We start from the raw sequence: 21496 nt of genomic DNA, 5'->3' as shown, positions 1-21496 counted from the left end.
CTAAGATACTAAGTTTTTTCTGCGCAAAGTTTCTCAGCATCTTAGTAGCTTAGAATCTTAGCAACTTTAAAAATTTATATTTTTTTAAGAATCTTTTGTAAAACTAATTGTGCTGAATACGTTCTGTTATTTGCCTGCTCAATTACAATTGAATTTTCGCCATCCAAAACTTCATCGCTTACAATTACGTTACGACGAACTGGAAGACAGTGCATGAATTTTCCGTTATTGGTCAAAGCCATTTTTTCGGCAGTAACTGTCCAATTTGGATCGCTATTGGTTACTTTTCCGTAATCGTTGAAGTTGCTCCAGTTTTTTACGTAAACGAAATCAGCATTTTCGAAAGCTTTGTTTTGATCGTATTCAATTGTACAGTCTTTTGTAATTTCTGGACTTAGTTCATAACCTTCTGGATGAGTGATTACAAAATCCATATCCTTTTGCATCTGCATCATTTCTACGAATGAATTTGCTACAGCCTGCGGTAAAGCTTTTGGATGCGGCGCCCATGAAAGAACTACCTTTGGTTTGTCTTTGTGTCTAGGTTTGAATTCTTCCATTGTAATCGCATCTGCCAGTGACTGTAATGGGTGACGGATAGCGCTTTCCATATTCACGATTGGTACTGTAGCATATTTCAAAAATCCTGAAATTACTGTTTCTTGATAATCTTTTTCTTTATCAACCAAACCAGCAAAAGCACGGATTGCAATAATATCACAGTATTGAGAAACTACTTCTGCTGCTTCTTTAATATGTTCTGAAGCACCAGAATTCATCACAGCTCCGTCTTCAAATTCTAAAGTCCATCCTTCGTTGGTAAAGTTCATTACCATCACGTTCATTCCTAAGTTCATTGCCGCTTTTTGAGTACTCAAACGCGTTCTTAAACTTGGATTGAAGAATAACATCCCTAAAGTCTTATTCTTTCCTAAACTCTGATTTTTAAGCGGATTCTTTTTGATTTTGATCGCTTGTTTTACCCATTTTGATAATGAGTTTATGTCTTTTATTGAAATATAGTTCATTTTCTTTTTTTCTTATTGGTTTGTAAAAAATTAGACGCGGATTTTACTGATTCGCTATCGCGAAGACGCAGATTAACGCGGATTTTTTATATTCTTATTTTTCTACTGTTTTCAAATACTTTTCGTCTAAATTCTGGTTTTGTTCCAAAATTTAGAAGTAAACCTACTTCACAATTAGTGCCTTTTAAATAATTTAAAATTTGGTTTTCAAATTCTATTACTATGCAATTCGCAGCTTTTAATTCTAAAATAATTAAATCTTCAACTACTAAATCTGCATAATATTCGCCAACTTCGATTCCTTTATAATAAACTTTAATTTTCTTCTGAGCTTCAACATACAGACCTTTATTTTTCAATTCCAAATACAAGGAATTTTGATAAACTCTTTCTAAAAACCCATGTCCTAATTCATTATAAACTTCATAAAAAGTTTTGATAATGACTTCTGTTAACTCTCGATGCAATAATTCCATAAAAAACAAATTTGAATGAAATATACTACATAAAATTAAAACAAATATAAAAAATCAGTTTAAATCCGCGTCTTCGCGATAGCGAATCCGTTTCATCCGCGTTCTATCTACACAATTTTGGTAAAGGGAATTTCATCCTTCAAAGCTCGCAGAATAAAATTATCATTTAATCCATTGACAATCCAAGTTTCGATGTTGGCTGCTTTTGAAATTGCGGCTGCTTCTATTTTAGACTGCATCCCTCCTGTTCCGTGTGATGATTTTGAATCGCCGATTTCTTTCTCAAGCGTTTTTAAGTCATTTACCAATTTTATTGTTTCCGGAACCTCATTATGAATCGATTCTTTCGTATAAATTCCGTTTGTGTTGGTCGCAATAATCAGAATATCAACATTTAAAAGAACTGCCGTTAAAGCCGCTAATTTATCATTATCTCCAAAACGAATCTCGTCTGTTGCAACGGTATCATTTTCATTGATAATCGGAATGTAATTGTTTTTAACCAATACATTAATCGTATTTACAATATTCTTTTTGGTCTGCTCTTTTTCGAAATCAGAATAAGAAAGCAAACACTGAGAAGTGTTTAATCCTAAATCTTTAAAATTTTCATTGTAAATCCGCATTAAATGTGGCTGACCGATTGAAGCTAGAGCTTGTTTTACAAAAACATCTTTGTCTTGATTATCCAGCTTCACAAACTGCTTTGCTGCTGCAATTGCTCCTGAACTCACTATGATAAACTCATATTCGTCGTTTAAAGCTGCAATCTGTATTCCTAGGTCTTCAATCTTTCCCCGCGAAATATGATTGGTTTCTTTGGTTAAAGTATTACTTCCTATTTTTAATAAAATCCGTTTCTTACCCATTTTTTTTAAAGGTGCTAAGGTTCTAAGATGCTGAGATTCTAAGTTTTTTTAATCTAAAATCTGAACTCTAAAATCTAAAATTATCTAATCTGTCCTTCTCCGTAAACGTACCATTTATTGGTTACAAGATGTTGAAGGCCGATTGGACCGCGTTGATGGAGTTTATCAGTACTTATGGCTAATTCTCCGCCTAAACCAAACTGTCCGCCATCTGTGAAACGGGTTGAGGCATTTTGATAAACTGCAGCGGCATCGATCGATTCCATAAACTGCTGTGCCGCTTCATTATCTCTTGTAATAATTGCTGCAGAATGTCCTCCGCAGTATTTATTGATCATATTAATGGCATGCTCTTGAGAATCTATGGTTCCAATTACAATTTTATAATCTAAGAACTCTTCGTACCAAATATCTTCGTTTTGAAGTGTTTTAGTATTTTCGAAATTCTCTAACGATTTATCTACAATAACTTCTACTTTTGATTCAATTAAAGCTTCGATTAACATTGCAACGAAACCTTCAAAGTTTGGCAATTTGGAATCGATTAAAACTTTATCTAAAGCATTACAAGCCGAAATTTTAGATGTTTTAGCATTCAAAATTACTTTTAGAGCCAAATCAGTATCTGCTTTTTCGTGAACGTAAACAAAATTATTTCCTCGTCCGCTTACGATTACTGGGCAAGTCGCATGTGCTTTTACAAATTCAATAAGTTTTTCTCCTCCTCTTGGAACTATTAAATCAACTTTTTGAGTTGGTTTTTCTAAAAATGCCTGAGTTTCTGTTCGGTTGTAATTGAGATATTCTACCCAATCTTTTGAAACTCCGTTTTCTTCTAAAGCTTTATGCCAAAGACTTACGATTTTCAAGTTTGATTTTAAAGACTCTTTTCCTCCCTTTAATAAAATTTTATTTCCGGATTTAAAGGCAATTCCTCCCGCTTCAATGGTAACATCTGGGCGAGATTCGTATATGATTAAAATCGTTCCAAAAGCAGCGGTTTTATTCACCACTTTTATTCCATTATCATGTGTAAAATGAAAACGCTCAACGCCAACGGGATCTTCCTGAGAAGCTAACTGATTTAACGATAAAATCATTTCGTCGACTTTTTTATCATCTACTTTTAAACGTTCTTCCATCGCTAAATCTGAGCCATCGTAATCTGATAAATCTTCCTGATTGGTTAGGATTATCTGATTCCGCTCCTGCTCGACAAGCTTTGCCATAGTCCGCAAAACCGCATTGCGTGTTTCAATTGATAATGGTTTCATTTTTTTTGGTTTAATTGGTTAATCGCTAATTCGTTTAATCGATTAACCAGTTAAACGATTAAACGAATTAACAGTTATAGGCAAACTTAGTTTTTAAGTTCCTCTAAACTTTCTTTTAAAGCTTTTACGAAAGTATCGATATCTGCTTTTTTAACTGTAAGTGGCGGTAAAATTCTTAACAGATTTTTATTGTTGGCACTTCCTGTAAAAATGTGTTTTTCGATGATTAGTTTCTTTCTTAAAGCTGCAACATCAAAATCAAATTCTACTCCAAGCATTAATCCTTTTCCTTTTACTTGTTTGATTCCGTCAACTTCTTTGATTTTTTCTAAGAAATATTCGTAAACTTCATTTACATTTTTCTGTAAATCAAGTTTTTCAATTACGTCTAAAACAGCAATCCCTGCTGCACAAGATAAATGACTTCCGCCGAAAGTAGTTCCTAATAATCCGAAGCTTGCTTCGAATTTTGGAGAAATCAAAATCGCTCCAACTGGAAAACCGTTCCCCATTCCTTTTGCAACTGAGATAATATCAGCGTTGATTCCGTGGTGTTGGAAAGCGAAGAATTTCCCGCTTCTTCCGTATCCAGATTGCACTTCGTCTAAAATCAAAACAACATCATGTTTTTTACATACTTTTTCTAAAGCCTGGAAAAATTCAGTTGTTCCTTGATCTAAACCTCCAACTCCTTGAATTCCTTCGATAATTACTGCTGTAACATCTCCTTTAGCTAATTCAGCTTCAACCAATTCGATTTGGTTTAGAGGTAAAAACGTTACTTCTTGCTGTGCATTAATTGGCGCAACAATCTTTTTATTATCTGTAACTGCAACTGCCGCAGAAGTTCTTCCGTGGAAAGAATTATCAAAAGCCACAACTCTTGATTTTCCGTTATGGAAAGACGCTAATTTTAAAGCATTTTCGTTTGCTTCAGCTCCAGAACTGCACAAAAACAATTCATAATCCTCAAGACCAGAAAGTTTTCCTAATTTCTGAGCCAGTTCCACCTGCAAAGGGTTTTGAATCGCATTCGAATAAAAACCTAAGTTATCTATCTGATTTTTAAGTTTTTCTACATAATCTGGTTGTGTGTGCCCGATAGAAATCACACCATGTCCGCTGTATAAATCTAAATACTCTACTCCTTTGTCGTCAATGATTGTACAATCTACTGCTTTTACTGGAGTTATGTCGTATAATGGGTAAACGTTGAATAAGTTCATTTCTTTTTAAAGTTAAAAGGTTATTTGTTAAGAGTTAAGAGTTATTTAGCAGACTTTAAACTGCTTATAACTTTTTAACTCTGAAAAAAGTTATTTATAATAGGAGTTAGAAGTTTTAAAAGCAAGCAGTTATTAACGCTTAACCAATAACTCATAACTCATAACTTTTTTAAATTAAAATCCGCTTGGTTTCAAATGTAAACCTGTGGTTTCTTCTAATCCGAACATTAAATTCATGTTTTGAATTGCTTGTCCTGAAGCACCTTTGGTTAAGTTATCGATAATTGATGTTATGAGAACCCGGTTTCCTTTTTTCAATAAACTAATAATACATTTATTCGTTTGCACCACTTGTTTCATGTTGATGTTTGTCGTGGTAACAGTTACGAAAGGTTCGTTTTTATAGAACTCTTCGTATTTTGCAACCAATTGTTCCAAACTATCATCGCACAATGTATAAAGCGTAGCAAAAATTCCTCTTGGAAAATCTCCTCTGTTCGGAATAAAAAGCAATTCACTGTCAAAATCATCCTGCAATTGCACCAGACTTTCTGAAATTTCACCTAAATGCTGATGTTCAAAAGCTTTGTAATGTGACATATTATTGTTTCTCCAACTGAAATGAGACGTTTCAGAAAGACTTACTCCTGCTCCTGTGCTTCCAGTTGTAGCGTTAATGTGAACATCATTATTCAACAAATTATGTTTTGCCAAAGGCAATAAAGCCAACTGAATAGCAGTTGCAAAACAACCTGGATTTGCGATATAATTTGTCTTTTTGATTTCAGCTTTATTGATTTCAGGCAAACCGTAAACAAAATCTTTTCCTTCGAAATGAGCATCTTTATTCAATCTAAAATCATTTCCTAAATCGATGATTTTGGTATGACTTGCAAACTGATTTTCCTTCAAAAATGAAATCGATTTTCCGTGACCTAAACACAAGAAAACAACATTCACATTCGGATTGATTTCAGCTGTGAAATTCATTTCAATATCACCCATCAAATCATGATGCGCTACAGAAAGCGGTTTTCCAGCGTTTGTTGTACTGTAAACAAAATCGATGTTTACTTTTGGGTGATACATTAAAATTCTGATGAGTTCTCCGGCTGTGTAGCCCGAACCACCAATAATTCCGACATTAATCATGATCTAATTTGTTTACAGATGAGAATATGTTTTGCGCATTTCCTAAAATCTTGATAAATCCTTTTGCATCGTCAGATGTCCAAGCATTGTTCATTTCTCCGTACTGACCGAAACCTGTGTTCATCAAATCGTTTTCAGATTCGATTCCGTCAAGTGAGAAATGATATGGTTTTAAAGAAACTGTTACCGTTCCGTTTACTGTTTTTTGTGTGTCTTGCAAGAAAGTTTCAATATTTCTCATAACTGGATCCAAGAACTGACCTTCATGAAATAACATTCCGTACCAGTTTCCTAATTGCTCTTTCCAGTATTGCTGCCATTTTCCAAGAGTGTGTTTCTCTAATAAATGGTGCGCTTTGATGATAATTAATGGGGCAGCAGCTTCAAAACCAACTCTTCCTTTAATTCCGATAATCGTATCACCTACGTGAATATCTCTACCAATTGCATAAGCACTTGCGAGTTTTTCAAGAGCCACAATATTATTTGAAGGCTTATCTGTTTTTCCGTTTAAACCAACTAATTCTCCTTGTTCAAAATGAAGTGTTACTTTTTCTTCACCTTCTTTTTGCAATTGCGAAGGATAAGCTTCGCTTGGCAATGGCTGACTAGAAGTTAGCGTTTCTTTTCCTCCAACGCTTGTTCCCCAAAGTCCTTTATTAATAGAATATTGTGCTTTTTCCCAAGAATAGTGAACTCCATTTTGAGCCAAATAATCAACCTCTTCTTGTCTTGAAAGTTTTAAATCTCTAATTGGAGTAATAATTTCGATTTCTGGAGCAATCGTTTGGAAAATCAAATCAAAACGAATTTGATCATTTCCTGCACCAGTACTTCCGTGAGCGATTGCAGTAGCTCCTACTTTTTTCGCATATTTTATAGCTTCAATTGCTTGAAAAACACGCTCCGCACTTACTGATAATGGATATGTGTTGTTTTTTAATACATTTCCGAAAATCAAGTATTTGATAGCTTTATCGTAATATTTATCTAAAATTGTTAAGTTGGCGTGTTGTGCACTTCCTAACTCATAAGCTCTTTTTTCAATAGCTGTTAATTCTTCAGCAGAAAATCCTCCTGTGTCAACAAGAACAGTGTGAACTTCGTATCCTTTTTCATTTTTTAAATATTTCAAACAATACGAGGTATCTAATCCTCCGCTATAAGCTAATACTACTTTTTTCATTTTTTATAATTTAGGCTAATACTTTCGTATGTAGCAGTTTGAGATTTTTTCTAATTCATTTGACTTAAACGAACAATGACAAGATTTTGTTTAAGAATAAAGCTTGTTTTATTTTTCTAAGTCTGTTTAAAACAGCCTCGTTAAAAGGATGTCTTGGCGGTGTTTTTTGTTTTTCTTTTGGATCATATAACATTCCTGTACAAAGGCACATTTTGTTCTCTTTGCTTTGTAGAATATGATAATTTGTACACGTTTTACAACCCGCCCAGAAACTTGGATCGGTTGTCAATTCTGAGAACGGAACTGGTTTATAGCCTAATTCAGAGTTAATTTTCATTACCGCCAAACCAGTCGTAATTCCAAATATTTTAGCGTCTGGAAATCTTTTCAAAGAATACTCAAAAACCTTTGATTTTATCTTTTTGGCCAAACCATGACTTCTATAATCTGGATGTACAATTAACCCAGAATGCGCAACAAACTTTCCGTGCTGCCAGCTTTCTATATAACAAAAACCTGCAAACTTTCCGTCAGCCAAAGCAATCATTGCATCACCGTTTGCCATTTTTTTCTGAATGTACTCAGGAGTTCTTTTAGCAATCCCCGTGCCTCTTAACAAGGCAGATGATTCTATCGTATCGCAGATTTCTTGTGCGTATTTAAAGTGTTCTTCCTGGGTAACAACAATAGAGATCTTCATTTCAATTATTGAAGTTAGAGTTAAAAATTAAAGCATATTGATTCGTTTGAAATCCAGAATTGAATCCAATAAAATTAAGCAAAATAGAAGTAACATTCTCAAAATCAAAAACTTGATCAAGAAAATTTACAAAATAATAAATACTTTTAGGATATGTTTGTCCAATGGACAAATTATATGATTTCAAAATGAAAAATGGGTATGAATAAATATACGGCTATAAAACTCAGTGAACACTATAGAGATAGCGTCCGTACTTCGGGAGAAGTAATCGGTGAGTTTGTCCGTGACAAAGAAGTTATATGTAAACTTATTTTATTCATCGGTGCAAAATTACATTATTTTTTAATTCACAAAACAAAAAATTAAAATTCTAACATTTTTTTTACGTTTTGTTATTCTTTAAAGATTCTAAGACTCTAAGCTACTGAGGTTCTGAGTTTTTAATTCTTAAAAATTAAACAAAATAAACTTGAAACTTAAAAACAAAAGAAAACCCGATAGTTAAAATAACTATCGGGTTTTAAGTTTTTAGCTTTATTTCTATTATTTTCTAGTAAAAGGTATTACTTGACCATTTCCTAAAAGTATTAAATCGAAACCGTTTTTAGCATCATTAAATTTAATTTTTAAACCAGCTCTCGATGATTCGAATGTATCTTTTTCGTTTTCAACAGGCTTCAATGCAAATTTAGGATAGTTTGGAAGTTCAGCATTTAAAACACTGTTTTTCTCAGTCAATTCAATTGTCAAAGGCGATTTTGACGTAACATAGCTACCAACAAAAGGATCTAAAATAATATCTTTTTCAATTTTTCCTTTTCCTGCTGTCCAAACATTATTAGACGTATTATTATCTGGAAAAGCATTATCTGGATCTAAAGTAATACTTTCAATTTCTTCGGTAGAATTGTGTTTGAAAGACCAAGAATTATTTCTTTGCCAGATTTCTACCGGAAGATTAACTCTAGTCACTTTTCCGCTTTTTGTTTTCACATCTAAAACAATTGGCATTGGCATTTTGTCAAAGTTTTCAACTGTGATTACTGCACCTTTTGCTGGATCATTCTTTACATATTTTACTGAATTAACACCTTGGTCAAAACGCCAGTTATTTACGTACCAGCTTCTCCAAAACCAGCTTAAATCTTCACCAGCAACATTTTCCATAGATCTGAAGAAATCATCCGGTTGCGGGTGTTTGTATGCCCAACGCTCAATATAAGTTCTAAAAGCAGTATCAAAACGCTCTTTTCCTAAAATCTGCTCTCTTAAAATCACTAAACCTGCACTTGGCTTAAAGTAGCATAACATACCGATATTAGCCTCTTTCATATTATCAGGAGAGCTCATAATGGTTTCTAAATCTGGTCTAGTAAACGGTTCTGCCATTTCATGCAAATTTGTCGGCTCTTCTTTATACTCACCGTTGTTAAATGCAGCAGTACTTAATGAATTAATAAAGGTGTTAAATCCTTCATCCATCCAAGCAAATAGTCTTTCGTTTGAACCCACAATCATTGGGAACCAAATATGTCCAAATTCGTGATCTGTTACGCCCCAAAGATCTTGTCCTTTAGATTTCCATCCGCAGAAAACAATTCCAGGATATTCCATACCACCTTCATTTCCTGCAACGTTTGTAGCTGCTGGATAAGGATATTCAAACCATTGTTTTGAATAATGTTCAATAGACGCTTTTACATATTCTGTAGAACGTCCGTAAGCACCTTGCCCTGCACTTTCAACAGGATAAGCTGATAATGCTAATGATTTTTTACCGCTTGGAAGATTAATTTTTGCTCCATCTAAAATGAAAGCTGGAGACGATGCCCAAGAGAAATCACGTGCATTTTTGATTTTATAATGCCATGTTTTTTCTGTTCCTGCATTTGCATTTGAAGCTGAATTTACTTCTTGCTCAGAACGAATTGTTACCGTTTTATCACTGTTTGCAGCATCCTTATATTTTTTGAAATGATCTGCAGAAAGCACTTCTTGACCATTTAATAATTCACCAGAAGCTACTACAAAGTGATTTCCTGGAACAGTTAATTTCACATCAAAATCACCGTACTCTAAGTAAAACTCAGATGCACCTAAATAAGGAGCTGTATTCCATCCTCTCACATCATCATACACGCACATGCGTGGGTACCATTGTGCAATTGTAAAGATTTTTCCGTTTTTAGTTTCTAAAACCCCCATTCTATCAGATCCTTCAAAAGGCGCGATGAAAGAGAATTCAATTTTAACCTTTACAGAACCTCCTTTTGCCGCCAATTCCTGAGGAAGGAAAATCTGCATTCTGGTATCTGTAACGATATATTTAGCATCGACTTCAGTTTTGTTTTTTCCGCCAGAAATTACTTTTACAGATTTTATTTTATTTCCACCATCAAAAACTTGCCCTTGAGCTCCGTTACGGCTTCCTGTTAAAGGCACAACAGCATTTCCTCTAGAATCTTCTTTAAATAAGTTCTGATCTAAATTCAGCCAAAGAAATCCTAATTTATTAGGACTATTATTAGTGTAAGTAATTTCATCTGTCCCTACAATCTCGTTTGTAGTTCCGTTTAATTTTGCCGTAATCTGATAATCGGCTCTATTCTGCCAATACTCTATTCCTGGCTCACCGCTCGCAGTACGAGTCGATGTCGCATTTTTAGTGTAAAAATGAGGTCCAAAGGCATCATGATAATTGTAATTGTTTACTGGATTTGCTGTTGGTGCTGAAGGAGTTTGCTGCGCCCAAACTGAAGAAATCCCAAAAAATAAAGCCGCGGTTAAAATGGCTTTTGCAGATTGCTTTTTCATATTTTTTAGCTGTTTATGTAGCAAATTAATGAAAAAAAAAGCTATTTACAGAGAAATTTCAAAACATAAATTTAATTTTAGCATAATTTTATCAATAAAATAATTTAAGCCTTTTTCTTAAAAAACTAAATTTTATAAAATATATTTACATCTATCAAAAGAACATTCATTTTAGACTCAACATTGTGACTACAACCATTTCAAATTCTATATTAAAAGCTTCTATTAAACATGCTGGAGCTGAATTATTTTCGATAAAAGACAATCAAAACGACGAATATATATGGGAAGGCAATCCAGATTTTTGGGGCAAGCACTCTCCTGTTCTTTTTCCAATTGTAGGAACTTTAAAAAATAACACCTATACAATCAATGAAAAAGAATATCATCTGCCACGTCATGGTTTTGCTCGTGACATGGATTTTGAATTGATTGAAAAAACGGAAAACAAAGCCATCTTCTCTCTTAAATCTTCTGAAGAAACATTACAGAAATATCCTTTTGATTTTGAATTACAGCTTATTTACACTCTTATTGAAAACGCATTAGAACTTGAATATAAAGTAATAAATAAAGGAAAAGAAAAAATGCCTTTTTCAATTGGAGCACATCCAGCAATCGCACTTCCGGACAATTTTGAAGATTATGCTTTTCAATTCGAAAAAGAAGAAAATTTAAAGTATTATCTTCTTGAAAATGATTTGATTTCTTCTAAAACTAAAGTTCTGGAAACAAAAAATAATTTAGCCCCTTTAAATTATGAGCTTTTTAAGAATGACGCTTTAATTTTCAAAACATTAGAATCCAAATCATTGACTATTCTTAACAATTCAAAACCATATGTAAAAGTCAGCTATAATGACTTTCCAAGTTTAGGAATCTGGACAAAAGAAAATGCACCTTTTATCTGCATCGAACCTTGGCTAGGTTATTCTGATACTGATGAAAACACAGGCGATTTATACAAAAAAGAAGGAATTTTGATTCTGGATGAAAACAAAGATTTCAGCGCAAAATTTAGTATTACTATATTATAAAAATAACAAAATGTTAGATTTCAATTTTACTCCTTTTCCAATAATAGAAACAGAACGCTTAATTTTAGACAGGCTAACAGATAAAGATGTACAGGAAGTCTTTGACTTGCGTTCTAATCCTGAAAATATGAAATATATTCCGAGACCTCTGGCAAAAAACCACGAGGATGCTTTGGAACTCATTAAAATGATTGATGAAAAGATCGATACTAATGAAGGAATAAACTGGAGCGTCCGATTTAAAAATGATTCTAAATTAATTGGAATTATTGGATTCTACAGAATGCAGCCAGAGAATTATCGAGCTGAAATAGGCTATATCCTTTCACCTAACCATCATGGAAAAGGAATTATTACAGAAGCTGTTAACCACCTGATTAAATATGGTTTTGAAGATTTAAAACTTCATTCAATTGAAGCTGTAATTGATCCCGAAAATTATGCTTCTGAAAAGGTATTGCAAAAGTGCGGTTTTGTTAAAGAAGCCCATTTAAGAGAAGTAGAATTCTGGGATGGAAAATTTATAGACAAAGTAATCTATTCATTACTAGAAAAGTAAAACTTTCTACTTGTTAAAATAATCTTATAATTAATAGTTCTCAAGCATTATCTGTTATATTTGCGAGCAAAATCAGCAAAAAAAGTTGCTGATTTTGAATTCCAAAAAGTCCTTATGAAAAAAATACCTGCCCTAATTGTTCTTCTATTTTGTGTGCAAATGCAAAGTCAGACATTTGTAAAATTTAACGGAGCTACAGCTTTATTAGCCATTCCTAACATTGGCATTGAAACCAGTATAGGAGAAAAAACCACTTTTAGTGCCGACGTAATGGCTTCATTTTGGGAATCTTTTAATGGACACCATCCTATGAAGTTTGTTACTATTACTCCTGAAATTCGTTATCATTTTAAAGAGAAATATAATGGTTTCTATGCTGGAGCACATATAGGAGCTGATAAATATGAAATACAAAAGTGGAATTATTGGGATAGCAACCATTACGAAGATGGTTTCGGCTACAGAATTGGAGCAACAGTAGGCTACAATCTAAAACTAAGCGATAAATTTTTACTTGACTTTTTTGTAGGCGGTGGATGGCATCAAGGATTTTATCACGGATATTATAATGACGGAACCCCAGGAAGATATGACAAAGCAGTTCACTATAATAAAAGTGGCGAATGGCTTCCGTACCGCGGAGGAGTTATGATTTCGTATAAATTATAAAATCACCCTAACTTAGGAAGTGTTTTAATATAAAGTTCTTCTACTTTTTTACGTGCCCAATCTGTTTTTCTTAAAAAAGTAAGACTTGATTTTACACTTGGATTTGAATTAAAGCATTTTATCGGAATTAATTCACCTAAAGTATCAAAACCGTAATAGCCAACTAGCGTTTCGACTATTTTTTGAAGTGTAATTCCGTGTAATGGATCTTTGGATTGATTTTGCATCTTGTATTTTTTTAATAATATCAAAAAGACCGTACTTCAAAAAAGTACGGTCTTCTTTTTTCGCAAAATTACTAAATAGAATTTTACATTAATCAAATAAAGAATAAATTAGAATATGAATTTAAATCCAACAGAAATCGGGGTTGTTAAGTTTGGGGCACTTCCGCCTAATGCTGTGTTGTAATAAGAATCAACATTAGCTACATGAGCTAATCCAAAATTAGTAACAGTTGTTTTTTCTCCATTCTCTGGTTTTAGAGTTGTAGAAGTAAAGTTTACTAAATCATAAGAAAACTCTACTGAGAAATTCTTAGTTACAAAATAATCGAAACCTCCCGATACAGATACACCAACCTGATTTACTTTTAAGTTGCTTTCTTTTTCTTTTCCAGTAATAACAGGAATTGCTGCTTGTCCAAAGAAATATAAAGAACCTGCTACATTCCAGTATTTTCTAGCTAATGGCTGAATTACAATTAGGTCTGTATTCCCTAATGTTTTAAGATCGGGACTAACTTTATCATAACCTTCTGATTTAATGTTAATATAACCTATTCCCGCACCTACTGCTACAGATGGCGTAATAAATGTTCCAACAATTGGAAGCACTGATAGATTAGTTCCTTTTACATCTCCAGTTTTAGTCTGCTGATAACCAAACTGCGAAGTTGCAAACCAAGCTCCTTTTAACCCTTGAGATGAATCTTGAGCTTTAGCAGTTAAACCGATTAACACCATACTCACTAATGTTACAATCTTTTTCATTTTATTTCGTTTTTTTTTAATTACAGGACAAACTTATGAGTAAGGTTTCGGCTTAAGGATGATTTAAATCATGGATTAAAAAAAAATCTTTAATTAATTTTAACTGCTACATTTTTTCAATTTTCGTTACATTTGCAACCATGATAAAATCAGTCAATATACTTAACAAGAGAGCCCGATTCGATTATGAAATAATCGATACTTATACTGCTGGAATTGTTTTGGCAGGAACAGAAATTAAATCTATACGTTTAGGGAAAGCGAATATTACAGAAAGCTTTTGCGAATTTAGCGGAATGGAGCTTTTTGCTATTAATACTTATATTGAAGAGTATTCTTTTGGAAACCAATTCAATCATAAATCGAGAAGCGAAAGAAAATTGCTTTTGAACAAAAAGGAATTAAAAACACTTCATAAAAATGTTCAAGCAAAAGGTTTAACCATTATACCTTTAAAACTGTTTACAAACGAAAAAGGCTTAGCCAAACTACAGATTGGACTTTGTAAAGGGAAAAAGAACTATGATAAGCGTGAATCTTTAAAAGAACAAGATACTAAACGTGATTTGGACCGTATTAAAAAAGCTTACAATTAAAAGAAAATTTAATTTGCTCTGAATGATGTATTTATAATATTTTATTTGTTATTTTTATTACAAAATAATTTAACTGTAAAATATGAAAAAGTACTTAGTTTTGTTTTTCGCTATAGCAACGTTTTCAAGTTGCGGCAGTAATACTTCAATTGTAAACAGCTGGAGAGATCCAGATGTAACGATTACACAAGAACAATTTAAAAAGGTTTTGGTTGTTGCTTTAGTCAAAGACGAAGCTTCGAGACGAATTACTGAAAATAGAATTGCAGCAGGCAATCCGATTTTCAAAACTTCATATCAATATTTAAACGCAACTTCTCAATTAACACAAGAACAAAAACTAAAAGTTTTACAAGACGAAAATTTTGACGGGGTAATCAGCATGCGTTTGGTCAGCAAAGAAAAAGAAGTTAATTATGTTCCGGGCACGTACACCGGAATGTATTACGGAGGTTTTGACGGAATGTACACGGGAATGTATGGATATGGTTTTGGAAATTGGTACGGAATGTATTCTCCAAATTTTTATGACCCAGGGTATTATCAAGAAACTACTTCTTACATGGTAGAAACCAATGTTTTTTCATTAAAACAAAACAAATTAATCTGGACAGGAACCACAGAATCACAATATGTTACAGATTTAGGGCAAACAGTTGATGCCATCATGCAAGCTGTAGTTAAAGAAATGAGAAAAGACGGCTCTTTGCCTCCAAAATAACAATACAGAAAAAGCGATATTTAAATATCGCTTTTCTTTTGATTTAAAAATTGACTAAATTTGTCAAGACTAAAACTTTCATTAAAATGAAATCTTTATTAAAAAATGCCAGAGAACAGAAAGGTTTAAAAACGCGAGAATTGGCACAGCTTGCTGAAATTGATCAAGCCTTGATAAGTAAATTTGAATCGGGAACAAGAAAACCTACAAAGGATCAAATAATTAAACTTTCTCAGCTTTTAGAAATTGATTATGAAACTTTAATGATTGCTTGGCTTAAAGAAAAAATTCTTTATGAAATTGGCGATGATGATCTTGCTTTAAAGGCGCTAAAAGTTGCAGAAGACGAAATTAGGTACAATAAAACAGTCTCAAATTTCAAATTATCTACTTCACTAGAGAAAATTCTAAGAGAAATTGATATTTTAAAAGAAAAATTAGATTCTTATCGACAGTACGACAGTTTTAAAATAAAACAGGCTCTGGAATTAGAATATACCTTTGAAAGCAATAGAATTGAAGGAAATACCATGACGCTTCGTGAAACGGATATGGTTATCAACGAAGGTCTGACAATTTCTGGAAAAAGTATGCGCGAACATCTTGAAGCCATTAATCATCAAGAAGCTATTGGCTTTATAAAAGAGTTAATGACTAAAAACAATTCATTAAATGAACGTGATCTTTTATCCATTCATAATTTAATCTTACGTGGCATAATCCCAGAAGATGCTGGACGTTACAGAAAAGTTCAAGTTATGATTCAAGGAAGCAGTCACATGCCCCCTCAACCTTTAATGGTTCCACAAGAAATGGAAGAATATTTTACTTGGTATGAAATCAATAAAAATAAATTGCATCCCATTATTCTTGCTGCTGAAATGCATGAAAAATTAGTTACCATTCATCCATTTATTGACGGAAACGGAAGAACTTCACGATTGATAATGAACTTAATACTAATGCAAAAAGGCTATCCAATAGCCAATATCAAAGGTGATTACGAAACTCGAATGCAATATTACCAGTCTTTAGAAATTGCTCAAACCAAAAAAGACAAAGAAGACTTTTTTCTCTTTATAGCCCAAAAAGAGAAAGAAAGCTTAGAAAGATATATTTCAATTCTTACGCAATAAAAAAGCCCGTTCAAACGGGCTTTCTTTTAATTTTTATCTTCTAATAGAGGAACAAATCTAAATTCTCCAAACTCATGTTTTTCAAATTGAGTTTCGTTTTTCCTAATTAATAAAGTCATAATCTGAACATCTTCTCCCAACGGAATAACCAGTCTTCCTCCTATTTTAAGCTGAGCCATTAAAGGCTGTGGAATAAACGGCGCACCTGCAGTAACTATAATACTGTCAAATGGCGCAAAATTTGGCAATCCTTTATATCCATCTCCAAAAGTAACGTGTTTTGGACGAATATTTAACTTCGGAAATAAATTAGATGTCGTTTTAAACAACTCACTTTGTCTTTCAACCGTATATACTTTAGCTCCGAGCATAAACAAAACAGCAGTCTGGTAACCAGAACCAGTACCGATTTCAAGAATTTTGTGATCTCTTTTTACTTCTAACAACTGTGACTGAAAAGCAACCGTGTAAGGTTGCGAAATAGTCTGCCCGGCTCCAATAGGAAAAGCCTTATCTTGATAAGCATAATCTTCAAAACTTGAATTCAAAAAAAGGTGTCTCGGGATTTTTTTTATCGCATCCAAAACCGCTCTATCAGTAATTCCTTTTTGTTCTAAAGTCGTTACTAATTGATTGCGAAGTCCTTGATGTTTGGCAGTATCTTTCAAAATAGGTAGGTTTTATTTTCGCAAAAATAAGAAACAAAACAGGATTTCAAATATTGATTTTTAAATAATAAAGTGTAAAGTCAAAAGTCGAAAGCCCAAAGCTCACTATCTATCAGGCTAAGCGGAGTTGAAGTCCTTCAACCAGTATAGCCCTTCGACTTCTCTCAGAGTGACAAACTATAAAATTAAAAGGAGCAATCAACTGCAAACTTCAAACGACCAACAACCAATAATTCGCTAAATTCATTTTCACGTTAAACAAATAAATTATATTTTTGTTTAAAATACATTCTCATGTTAAAAGTAGGAGTTTTAGGTGCTGGTCATCTTGGTAAAATACATTTACGCTTATTACAACAATCTGACAAATACGAATTAGTTGGATTTTACGACGAAAATCAAGAAAATGCCGAAAAAATCTCAAAAGAGTTTGGCTATAAAAACTTCAGCACAATTGCAAAACTCATTCACGCTGTCGACGTGATTGATATTGTAACTCCAACCCTTTCGCACTATAAATGTGCAAAAGTTGCGATAAAATCTGGAAAACATATCTTTATTGAAAAACCAATTGCCAATACGGTAGAAGAAGCTGAAGAAATTATAGCTTTAGCCAAAGAATACAATGTAAAAGGACAAGTTGGTCACGTAGAGCGTTTTAATCCCGCTTTTATTGCTACAAAAAACATGATCGAAAATCCGATGTTTATAGAAACACATCGTTTGGCAGAATTTAATCCGCGTGGTACAGACGTTCCCGTGGTTTTAGATTTAATGATTCATGATATTGATGCTATTTTAAGTGTTGTTAATTCAAAAGTAAAAGACATTCATGCAAGCGGTGTATCGGTAATTAGTGATACTCCAGATATTGCCAATGCTAGAATCGAATTCGAAAATGGCTGTGTTGCCAATTTAACGGCAAGCAGAATTTCGTTGAAAAATATGCGTAAATCACGTTTCTTTCAAAAAGACGCTTATATTTCTGTTGACTTTTTAGAGAAAAAATGTGAAGTGGTTCGTATGAAAGATGCGCCAGAAGTTCCTGGGGATTTTGATATGATCCTTCAAAATGCTGAAGGCGTGAAAAAACAAATCTATTTCACGAATCCTGATGTAGAGCACAACAATGCCATTTTAGATGAGTTAAATTCATTTGCAGATGCCATTAATAATGATACAACTCCAGTTGTAACACTTGAGCAGGCAACTGATGCATTGCGCGTGGCTTATCAAATTATTGATTGTTTCAATAAATAGTTTTAAAAAAGTAAATCAAAATAAATAGCCACGAATTCACGAATTATTTGGTGAATTCGTGGCTAAATCATAAAAAAATATCTAGCATAAAATGAAAACAATAGCTGTAATTGGAGCGGGAACAATGGGTAACGGAATTGCTCATACCTTTGCGCAAAGCGGATTTACCGTAAAATTAATTGATGTTTCTGAAAAATCATTAGATAAAGGAATGGCAACAATTGCTGCCAACTTAGACCGTATGTTGTCTAAAGGAAGCATCACTCAAGAAGATGTTGCTAAAACTATTACTAACATTATTACGTATACAGACTTAAAAGACGGAGTTGTCGGCGTTGATTTAGTAGTTGAAGCAGCAACTGAAAACGTTGAATTAAAACTGAACATCTTCAAACAATTAAACGAATATTGTTCACACAATACGATTTTAGCAACCAATACATCTTCTATTTCTATTACACAAATTGGAGCTGTTGTAGCACACCCTGAGCGTGTTATCGGAATGCACTTTATGAATCCAGTGCCGATTATGAAATTGGTCGAAATCATCCGCGGTTATAACACAAGCGATGAAGTGACTAAAATCATCATGGATTTATCTGAAAAATTAGGTAAAGTTCCTGTAGAAGTAAACGATTATCCTGGTTTTGTGGCAAACAGAATTTTAATGCCAATGCTAAACGAAGCAATTGAAACGTTATACAATGGTGTTGCAGGAGTTTACGAAATTGACACGGTTATGAAATTAGGAATGGGTCACCCAATGGGACCTCTTCAATTAGCTGATTTTATTGGTCTTGATGTTTGTCTTGCCATTCTAAATGTAATGTACGACGGATTCAAAAACCCTAAATATGCTCCTTGCCCACTTTTAGTTAATATGGTTAGAGCTGGTAAACTGGGAGTAAAATCTGGTGAAGGGTTTTATGATTATAGCGAAAGCAAAAAAGCAGAGAAAATCTCTAAGCAGTTTTTATAAAAAGAAATATCATGTCGATTCAATCGAATTTAAATACAATTAAAGCAAGTTTACCTGAACATGTAACTCTTGTTGCCGTTTCAAAAACAAAACCTGTTTCAGATTTGATGCAGGCTTATGAAGCTGGACAGCGCATTTTTGGAGAAAACAAAATTCAGGAAATGACTGAAAAATGGGAACAAATGCCAAAAGATATCCAATGGCATATGATTGGTCATGTTCAGTCAAATAAAGTCAAATTTATGGCGCCGTATGTCACTTTGATTCACGGCGTTGACAGTTTGAAATTATTGCAAGAAATCAATAAACAAGCTTTAAAAAATAACAGAACCATAGATTGTCTTCTTCAAATTTATATTGCTGAAGAAGAATCTAAATTTGGTTTGGATGAAAACGAATTAAACGAACTTTTAACTTCTTCAGAATTTAAAGAATTAAAAAATATTCGTATCTTAGGTTTAATGGGAATGGCAACTTTCACCGAAGACCAAAACCAGATTAAAAAAGAATTTACCCAGTTGAAATCCATCTTTGATTCATTAAAAAGCATTGAGGGATATGGTAAAGACGCACTGCAGTGCGTCTCTACAATTTCAATGGGAATGTCTGGAGATTATCAATTAGCAATAGAATGCGGAAGTACAATGGTTCGCATTGGAAGCAGCATTTTTGGAGGAAGATAATTTTCCAAACCACAATCGTAAAGACGCACTTGTGTCTTTACAGAAAAACTGAACACTAATTTCGATTTCAATCGAATCTGAACACTGAATACTGAATTTGTACGCGATATTAGACATAGAAACAACCGGAGGGCAATTTAATGAAGAGGGAATTACTGAAATCGCTATCTACAAATTTGATGGGCATGAAGTAGTTGATCAATTCATCAGCCTTGTTAATCCTGAAATTCCCATTCAGCCTTTTGTTGTAAAACTGACAGGAATAAACAATGCAATGTTGCGCTCTGCTCCAAAATTCTACGAAGTTGCCAAACGAATTATAGAAATCACCCAAGACTGCGTTATTGTCGCTCACAACGCTTCATTTGACTATAGAATCCTACGCACAGAATTCAGACGTTTAGGCTACGATTTTGAAGCCAAGACACTTTGTACGGTAGAATTAGCAAAAAAACTAATTCCAGAACAGCCTTCTTACAGTTTAGGGAAACTAGTTCGTTCACTCGGAATCCCAATGGCCGACAGGCATCGTGCCAGCGGAGATGCTATGGCAACAACGAAGCTTTTCAAAATGCTTCTAGAAAAAGACACTGAGAAAACAATCGTAAAAGATTTTATAAAACTAGAAGTCGAAAAAGGCATTTCTCCAAAATTCTTGGACATTTTAAATCAAATGCCAGCTAAAACAGGTGTTTATTATATCTACAAAGAAGATGGGACTTTAATTTACATTGGCAAAAGCCAAAATATTAAAAAAAGAGTAAATCAGCACTTTACAGGAATTACAACCAAAAGCAAAAGAATCCAAGCAGAAGTTTTTACCATTACCTATGACGAAACTGGAAGTGAACTAATCGCACTTTTAAAGGAAAGTCAGGAAATAAAAATCAATCGTCCAAGATACAATCGTTCGCAAAAGAAAACCGTTTTTCCTTTCGCTTTATATGCAGAAAAAGATTCAAACGGCTATATCAATTTAAAACTAGAGAAAGCAGACGGACGAAAAAAAGAAATCACTTCTTTTGCTTCATTACAAGAAGGCAAAAATGCACTTTTCAGATTCACTTCAAAATACCATTTGTGCCAAAAACTCACAGGTTTATATCAAACCAAAAAAGAGTGCTTTCAGTACAAAATCAAAGAATGTGATGGAGCCTGTATTGGCGAAATCACTCCCGAAATTTACAATCTAAGAGTACAGCAGTTTATTTCTGAAAACAGTTTTGAGAACAAAAGTATGGTTCTGATAGACAGAGGAAGAAATGTAAACGAACGAAGCGCAATTCTGATCGAAGATGGAATTTACAAAGGTTATGCCTATTACGATCTCAATTATCAAATCACGAATATCGATATTTTAAAAAATATTCTGGTACCAATGCAGCATAATCGCGATGTAAAGAATATTATTCAGAATTATATCCGAAAAAGCAAATCATTAAAAATACTTCAATTTTAACAAATCGAA

23 protein-coding genes are annotated in these 21496 nt (G+C 33.4%); 11 read left to right on the top strand and 12 right to left on the bottom strand.

The window, feature by feature from the left end:
- Positions 1–74: 74 nt before the first annotated feature.
- From PQ463_RS03435 to PQ463_RS03400, 8 genes are all read right to left on the bottom strand, one after another.
- Positions 75–1028, bottom strand: a complete 954-nt coding sequence (locus PQ463_RS03435) for an N-acetylornithine carbamoyltransferase (protein WP_274256310.1) — start codon at positions 1026–1028, stop codon at positions 75–77.
- Between the two features lie 86 nt (positions 1029–1114).
- Positions 1115–1504, bottom strand: coding sequence for a GxxExxY protein (locus PQ463_RS03430; RefSeq protein WP_073482098.1), 390 nt, complete (start codon positions 1502–1504; stop codon positions 1115–1117).
- 107 nt (positions 1505–1611) lie between these two features.
- Positions 1612–2373, bottom strand: a complete 762-nt coding sequence (gene proB, locus PQ463_RS03425; protein WP_274256309.1) for a glutamate 5-kinase — start codon at positions 2371–2373, stop codon at positions 1612–1614.
- An 80-nt stretch (positions 2374–2453) separates the two neighbouring features.
- Entirely contained in the window at positions 2454–3647 is a 1194-nt protein-coding gene (locus PQ463_RS03420) for a glutamate-5-semialdehyde dehydrogenase (protein ID WP_274256308.1), read from the bottom strand.
- A gap of 86 nt (positions 3648–3733) precedes the next feature.
- On the bottom strand, positions 3734–4873 hold the full coding sequence (locus tag PQ463_RS03415; RefSeq protein WP_274256307.1) for an aspartate aminotransferase family protein: 1140 nt from the start codon (positions 4871–4873) through the stop codon (positions 3734–3736).
- 174 nt (positions 4874–5047) lie between these two features.
- Entirely contained in the window at positions 5048–6025 is a 978-nt protein-coding gene (argC, locus tag PQ463_RS03410) for an N-acetyl-gamma-glutamyl-phosphate reductase (RefSeq protein WP_109192894.1), read from the bottom strand.
- Positions 6018–7211, bottom strand: coding sequence for an argininosuccinate synthase (locus tag PQ463_RS03405; protein WP_073409232.1), 1194 nt, complete (start codon positions 7209–7211; stop codon positions 6018–6020). The genes argC and PQ463_RS03405 overlap by 8 nt, the downstream gene beginning before the upstream one ends.
- A gap of 64 nt (positions 7212–7275) precedes the next feature.
- Positions 7276–7911: a GNAT family N-acetyltransferase gene (locus PQ463_RS03400; RefSeq protein WP_111423417.1), complete on the bottom strand. Its 636-nt coding sequence runs from the start codon at positions 7909–7911 to the stop codon at positions 7276–7278.
- Positions 7912–8112: 201 nt separating this feature from the next.
- Between PQ463_RS03400 and PQ463_RS03395 the strand changes: the two genes are divergently transcribed.
- The gene (locus PQ463_RS03395; protein ID WP_162847920.1) at positions 8113–8280 is read left to right on the top strand and encodes a hypothetical protein; all 168 of its coding nucleotides are present in this window, start codon (positions 8113–8115) and stop codon (positions 8278–8280) included.
- 177 nt (positions 8281–8457) lie between these two features.
- On the opposite strand, the gene PQ463_RS03390 is transcribed toward PQ463_RS03395, so the two are convergent.
- The gene (locus tag PQ463_RS03390; protein WP_274256306.1) at positions 8458–10728 is read right to left on the bottom strand and encodes a M1 family metallopeptidase; all 2271 of its coding nucleotides are present in this window, start codon (positions 10726–10728) and stop codon (positions 8458–8460) included.
- A 185-nt stretch (positions 10729–10913) separates the two neighbouring features.
- Here PQ463_RS03390 and PQ463_RS03385 point away from each other — a divergent pair, with 185 nt between their 5' ends.
- From PQ463_RS03385 to PQ463_RS03375, 3 genes are all read left to right on the top strand, one after another.
- A complete protein-coding gene (locus tag PQ463_RS03385; RefSeq protein WP_274256305.1) occupies positions 10914–11765 on the top strand; it encodes an aldose 1-epimerase family protein in 852 nt (283 codons plus the stop codon).
- A gap of 10 nt (positions 11766–11775) precedes the next feature.
- Positions 11776–12324 (top strand): GNAT family N-acetyltransferase, encoded by a 549-nt coding sequence (locus tag PQ463_RS03380; RefSeq protein ID WP_274256304.1) that lies wholly within the window; start codon positions 11776–11778, stop codon positions 12322–12324.
- A 114-nt stretch (positions 12325–12438) separates the two neighbouring features.
- The gene (locus tag PQ463_RS03375) at positions 12439–12993 is read left to right on the top strand and encodes a DUF3575 domain-containing protein (RefSeq protein ID WP_274256303.1); all 555 of its coding nucleotides are present in this window, start codon (positions 12439–12441) and stop codon (positions 12991–12993) included.
- A gap of 2 nt (positions 12994–12995) precedes the next feature.
- Here the strand turns inward: PQ463_RS03375 and PQ463_RS03370 are convergent, their stop codons facing one another.
- The gene (locus PQ463_RS03370) at positions 12996–13220 is read right to left on the bottom strand and encodes a VF530 family protein (protein ID WP_274256302.1); all 225 of its coding nucleotides are present in this window, start codon (positions 13218–13220) and stop codon (positions 12996–12998) included.
- A 108-nt stretch (positions 13221–13328) separates the two neighbouring features.
- Positions 13329–13985 carry a hypothetical protein gene (locus tag PQ463_RS03365; protein ID WP_274256301.1) on the bottom strand — a complete coding sequence of 219 codons (657 nt, stop codon included), beginning with the start codon at positions 13983–13985 and terminating at the stop codon, positions 13329–13331.
- Between the two features lie 140 nt (positions 13986–14125).
- Between PQ463_RS03365 and smpB the strand changes: the two genes are divergently transcribed.
- The 3 genes from smpB to PQ463_RS03350 all read left to right on the top strand — a co-directional run bounded on the left by smpB (position 14126) and on the right by PQ463_RS03350 (position 16438).
- Positions 14126–14581: an SsrA-binding protein SmpB gene (gene smpB, locus PQ463_RS03360; RefSeq protein ID WP_008463103.1), complete on the top strand. Its 456-nt coding sequence runs from the start codon at positions 14126–14128 to the stop codon at positions 14579–14581.
- Between the two features lie 82 nt (positions 14582–14663).
- Positions 14664–15302, top strand: a complete 639-nt coding sequence (locus PQ463_RS03355) for a hypothetical protein (RefSeq protein ID WP_274256300.1) — start codon at positions 14664–14666, stop codon at positions 15300–15302.
- A gap of 86 nt (positions 15303–15388) precedes the next feature.
- Positions 15389–16438, top strand: coding sequence for a Fic family protein (locus tag PQ463_RS03350; protein ID WP_274256299.1), 1050 nt, complete (start codon positions 15389–15391; stop codon positions 16436–16438).
- Positions 16439–16464: 26 nt separating this feature from the next.
- On the opposite strand, the gene PQ463_RS03345 is transcribed toward PQ463_RS03350, so the two are convergent.
- Entirely contained in the window at positions 16465–17106 is a 642-nt protein-coding gene (locus PQ463_RS03345) for a protein-L-isoaspartate(D-aspartate) O-methyltransferase (protein WP_111376854.1), read from the bottom strand.
- Between the two features lie 294 nt (positions 17107–17400).
- On the opposite strand from PQ463_RS03345, the gene PQ463_RS03340 reads away from it, so the two are divergent.
- The 4 genes from PQ463_RS03340 to PQ463_RS03325 all read left to right on the top strand — a co-directional run bounded on the left by PQ463_RS03340 (position 17401) and on the right by PQ463_RS03325 (position 21487).
- Positions 17401–18366, top strand: a complete 966-nt coding sequence (locus PQ463_RS03340) for a Gfo/Idh/MocA family protein (protein WP_274256298.1) — start codon at positions 17401–17403, stop codon at positions 18364–18366.
- A gap of 91 nt (positions 18367–18457) precedes the next feature.
- Complete coding sequence (locus PQ463_RS03335; RefSeq protein WP_111376852.1) at positions 18458–19345, top strand: 3-hydroxyacyl-CoA dehydrogenase family protein; 888 nt, start codon at positions 18458–18460, stop codon at positions 19343–19345.
- 11 nt (positions 19346–19356) lie between these two features.
- Positions 19357–20028 carry a YggS family pyridoxal phosphate-dependent enzyme gene (locus PQ463_RS03330; RefSeq protein ID WP_274256297.1) on the top strand — a complete coding sequence of 224 codons (672 nt, stop codon included), beginning with the start codon at positions 19357–19359 and terminating at the stop codon, positions 20026–20028.
- Between the two features lie 97 nt (positions 20029–20125).
- The gene (locus PQ463_RS03325) at positions 20126–21487 is read left to right on the top strand and encodes an exonuclease domain-containing protein (RefSeq protein WP_274256296.1); all 1362 of its coding nucleotides are present in this window, start codon (positions 20126–20128) and stop codon (positions 21485–21487) included.
- The last annotated feature ends 9 nt before the right edge of the window (positions 21488–21496 follow it).

The sequence above is a fragment of the Flavobacterium sp. KACC 22763 genome (genome assembly GCF_028736155.1).
Lineage (GTDB): Bacteria > Bacteroidota > Bacteroidia > Flavobacteriales > Flavobacteriaceae > Flavobacterium.
The sequence above is the reverse complement of the archived record's forward strand: the minus strand, read 5'-3'. Positions and strand labels throughout refer to the sequence as shown.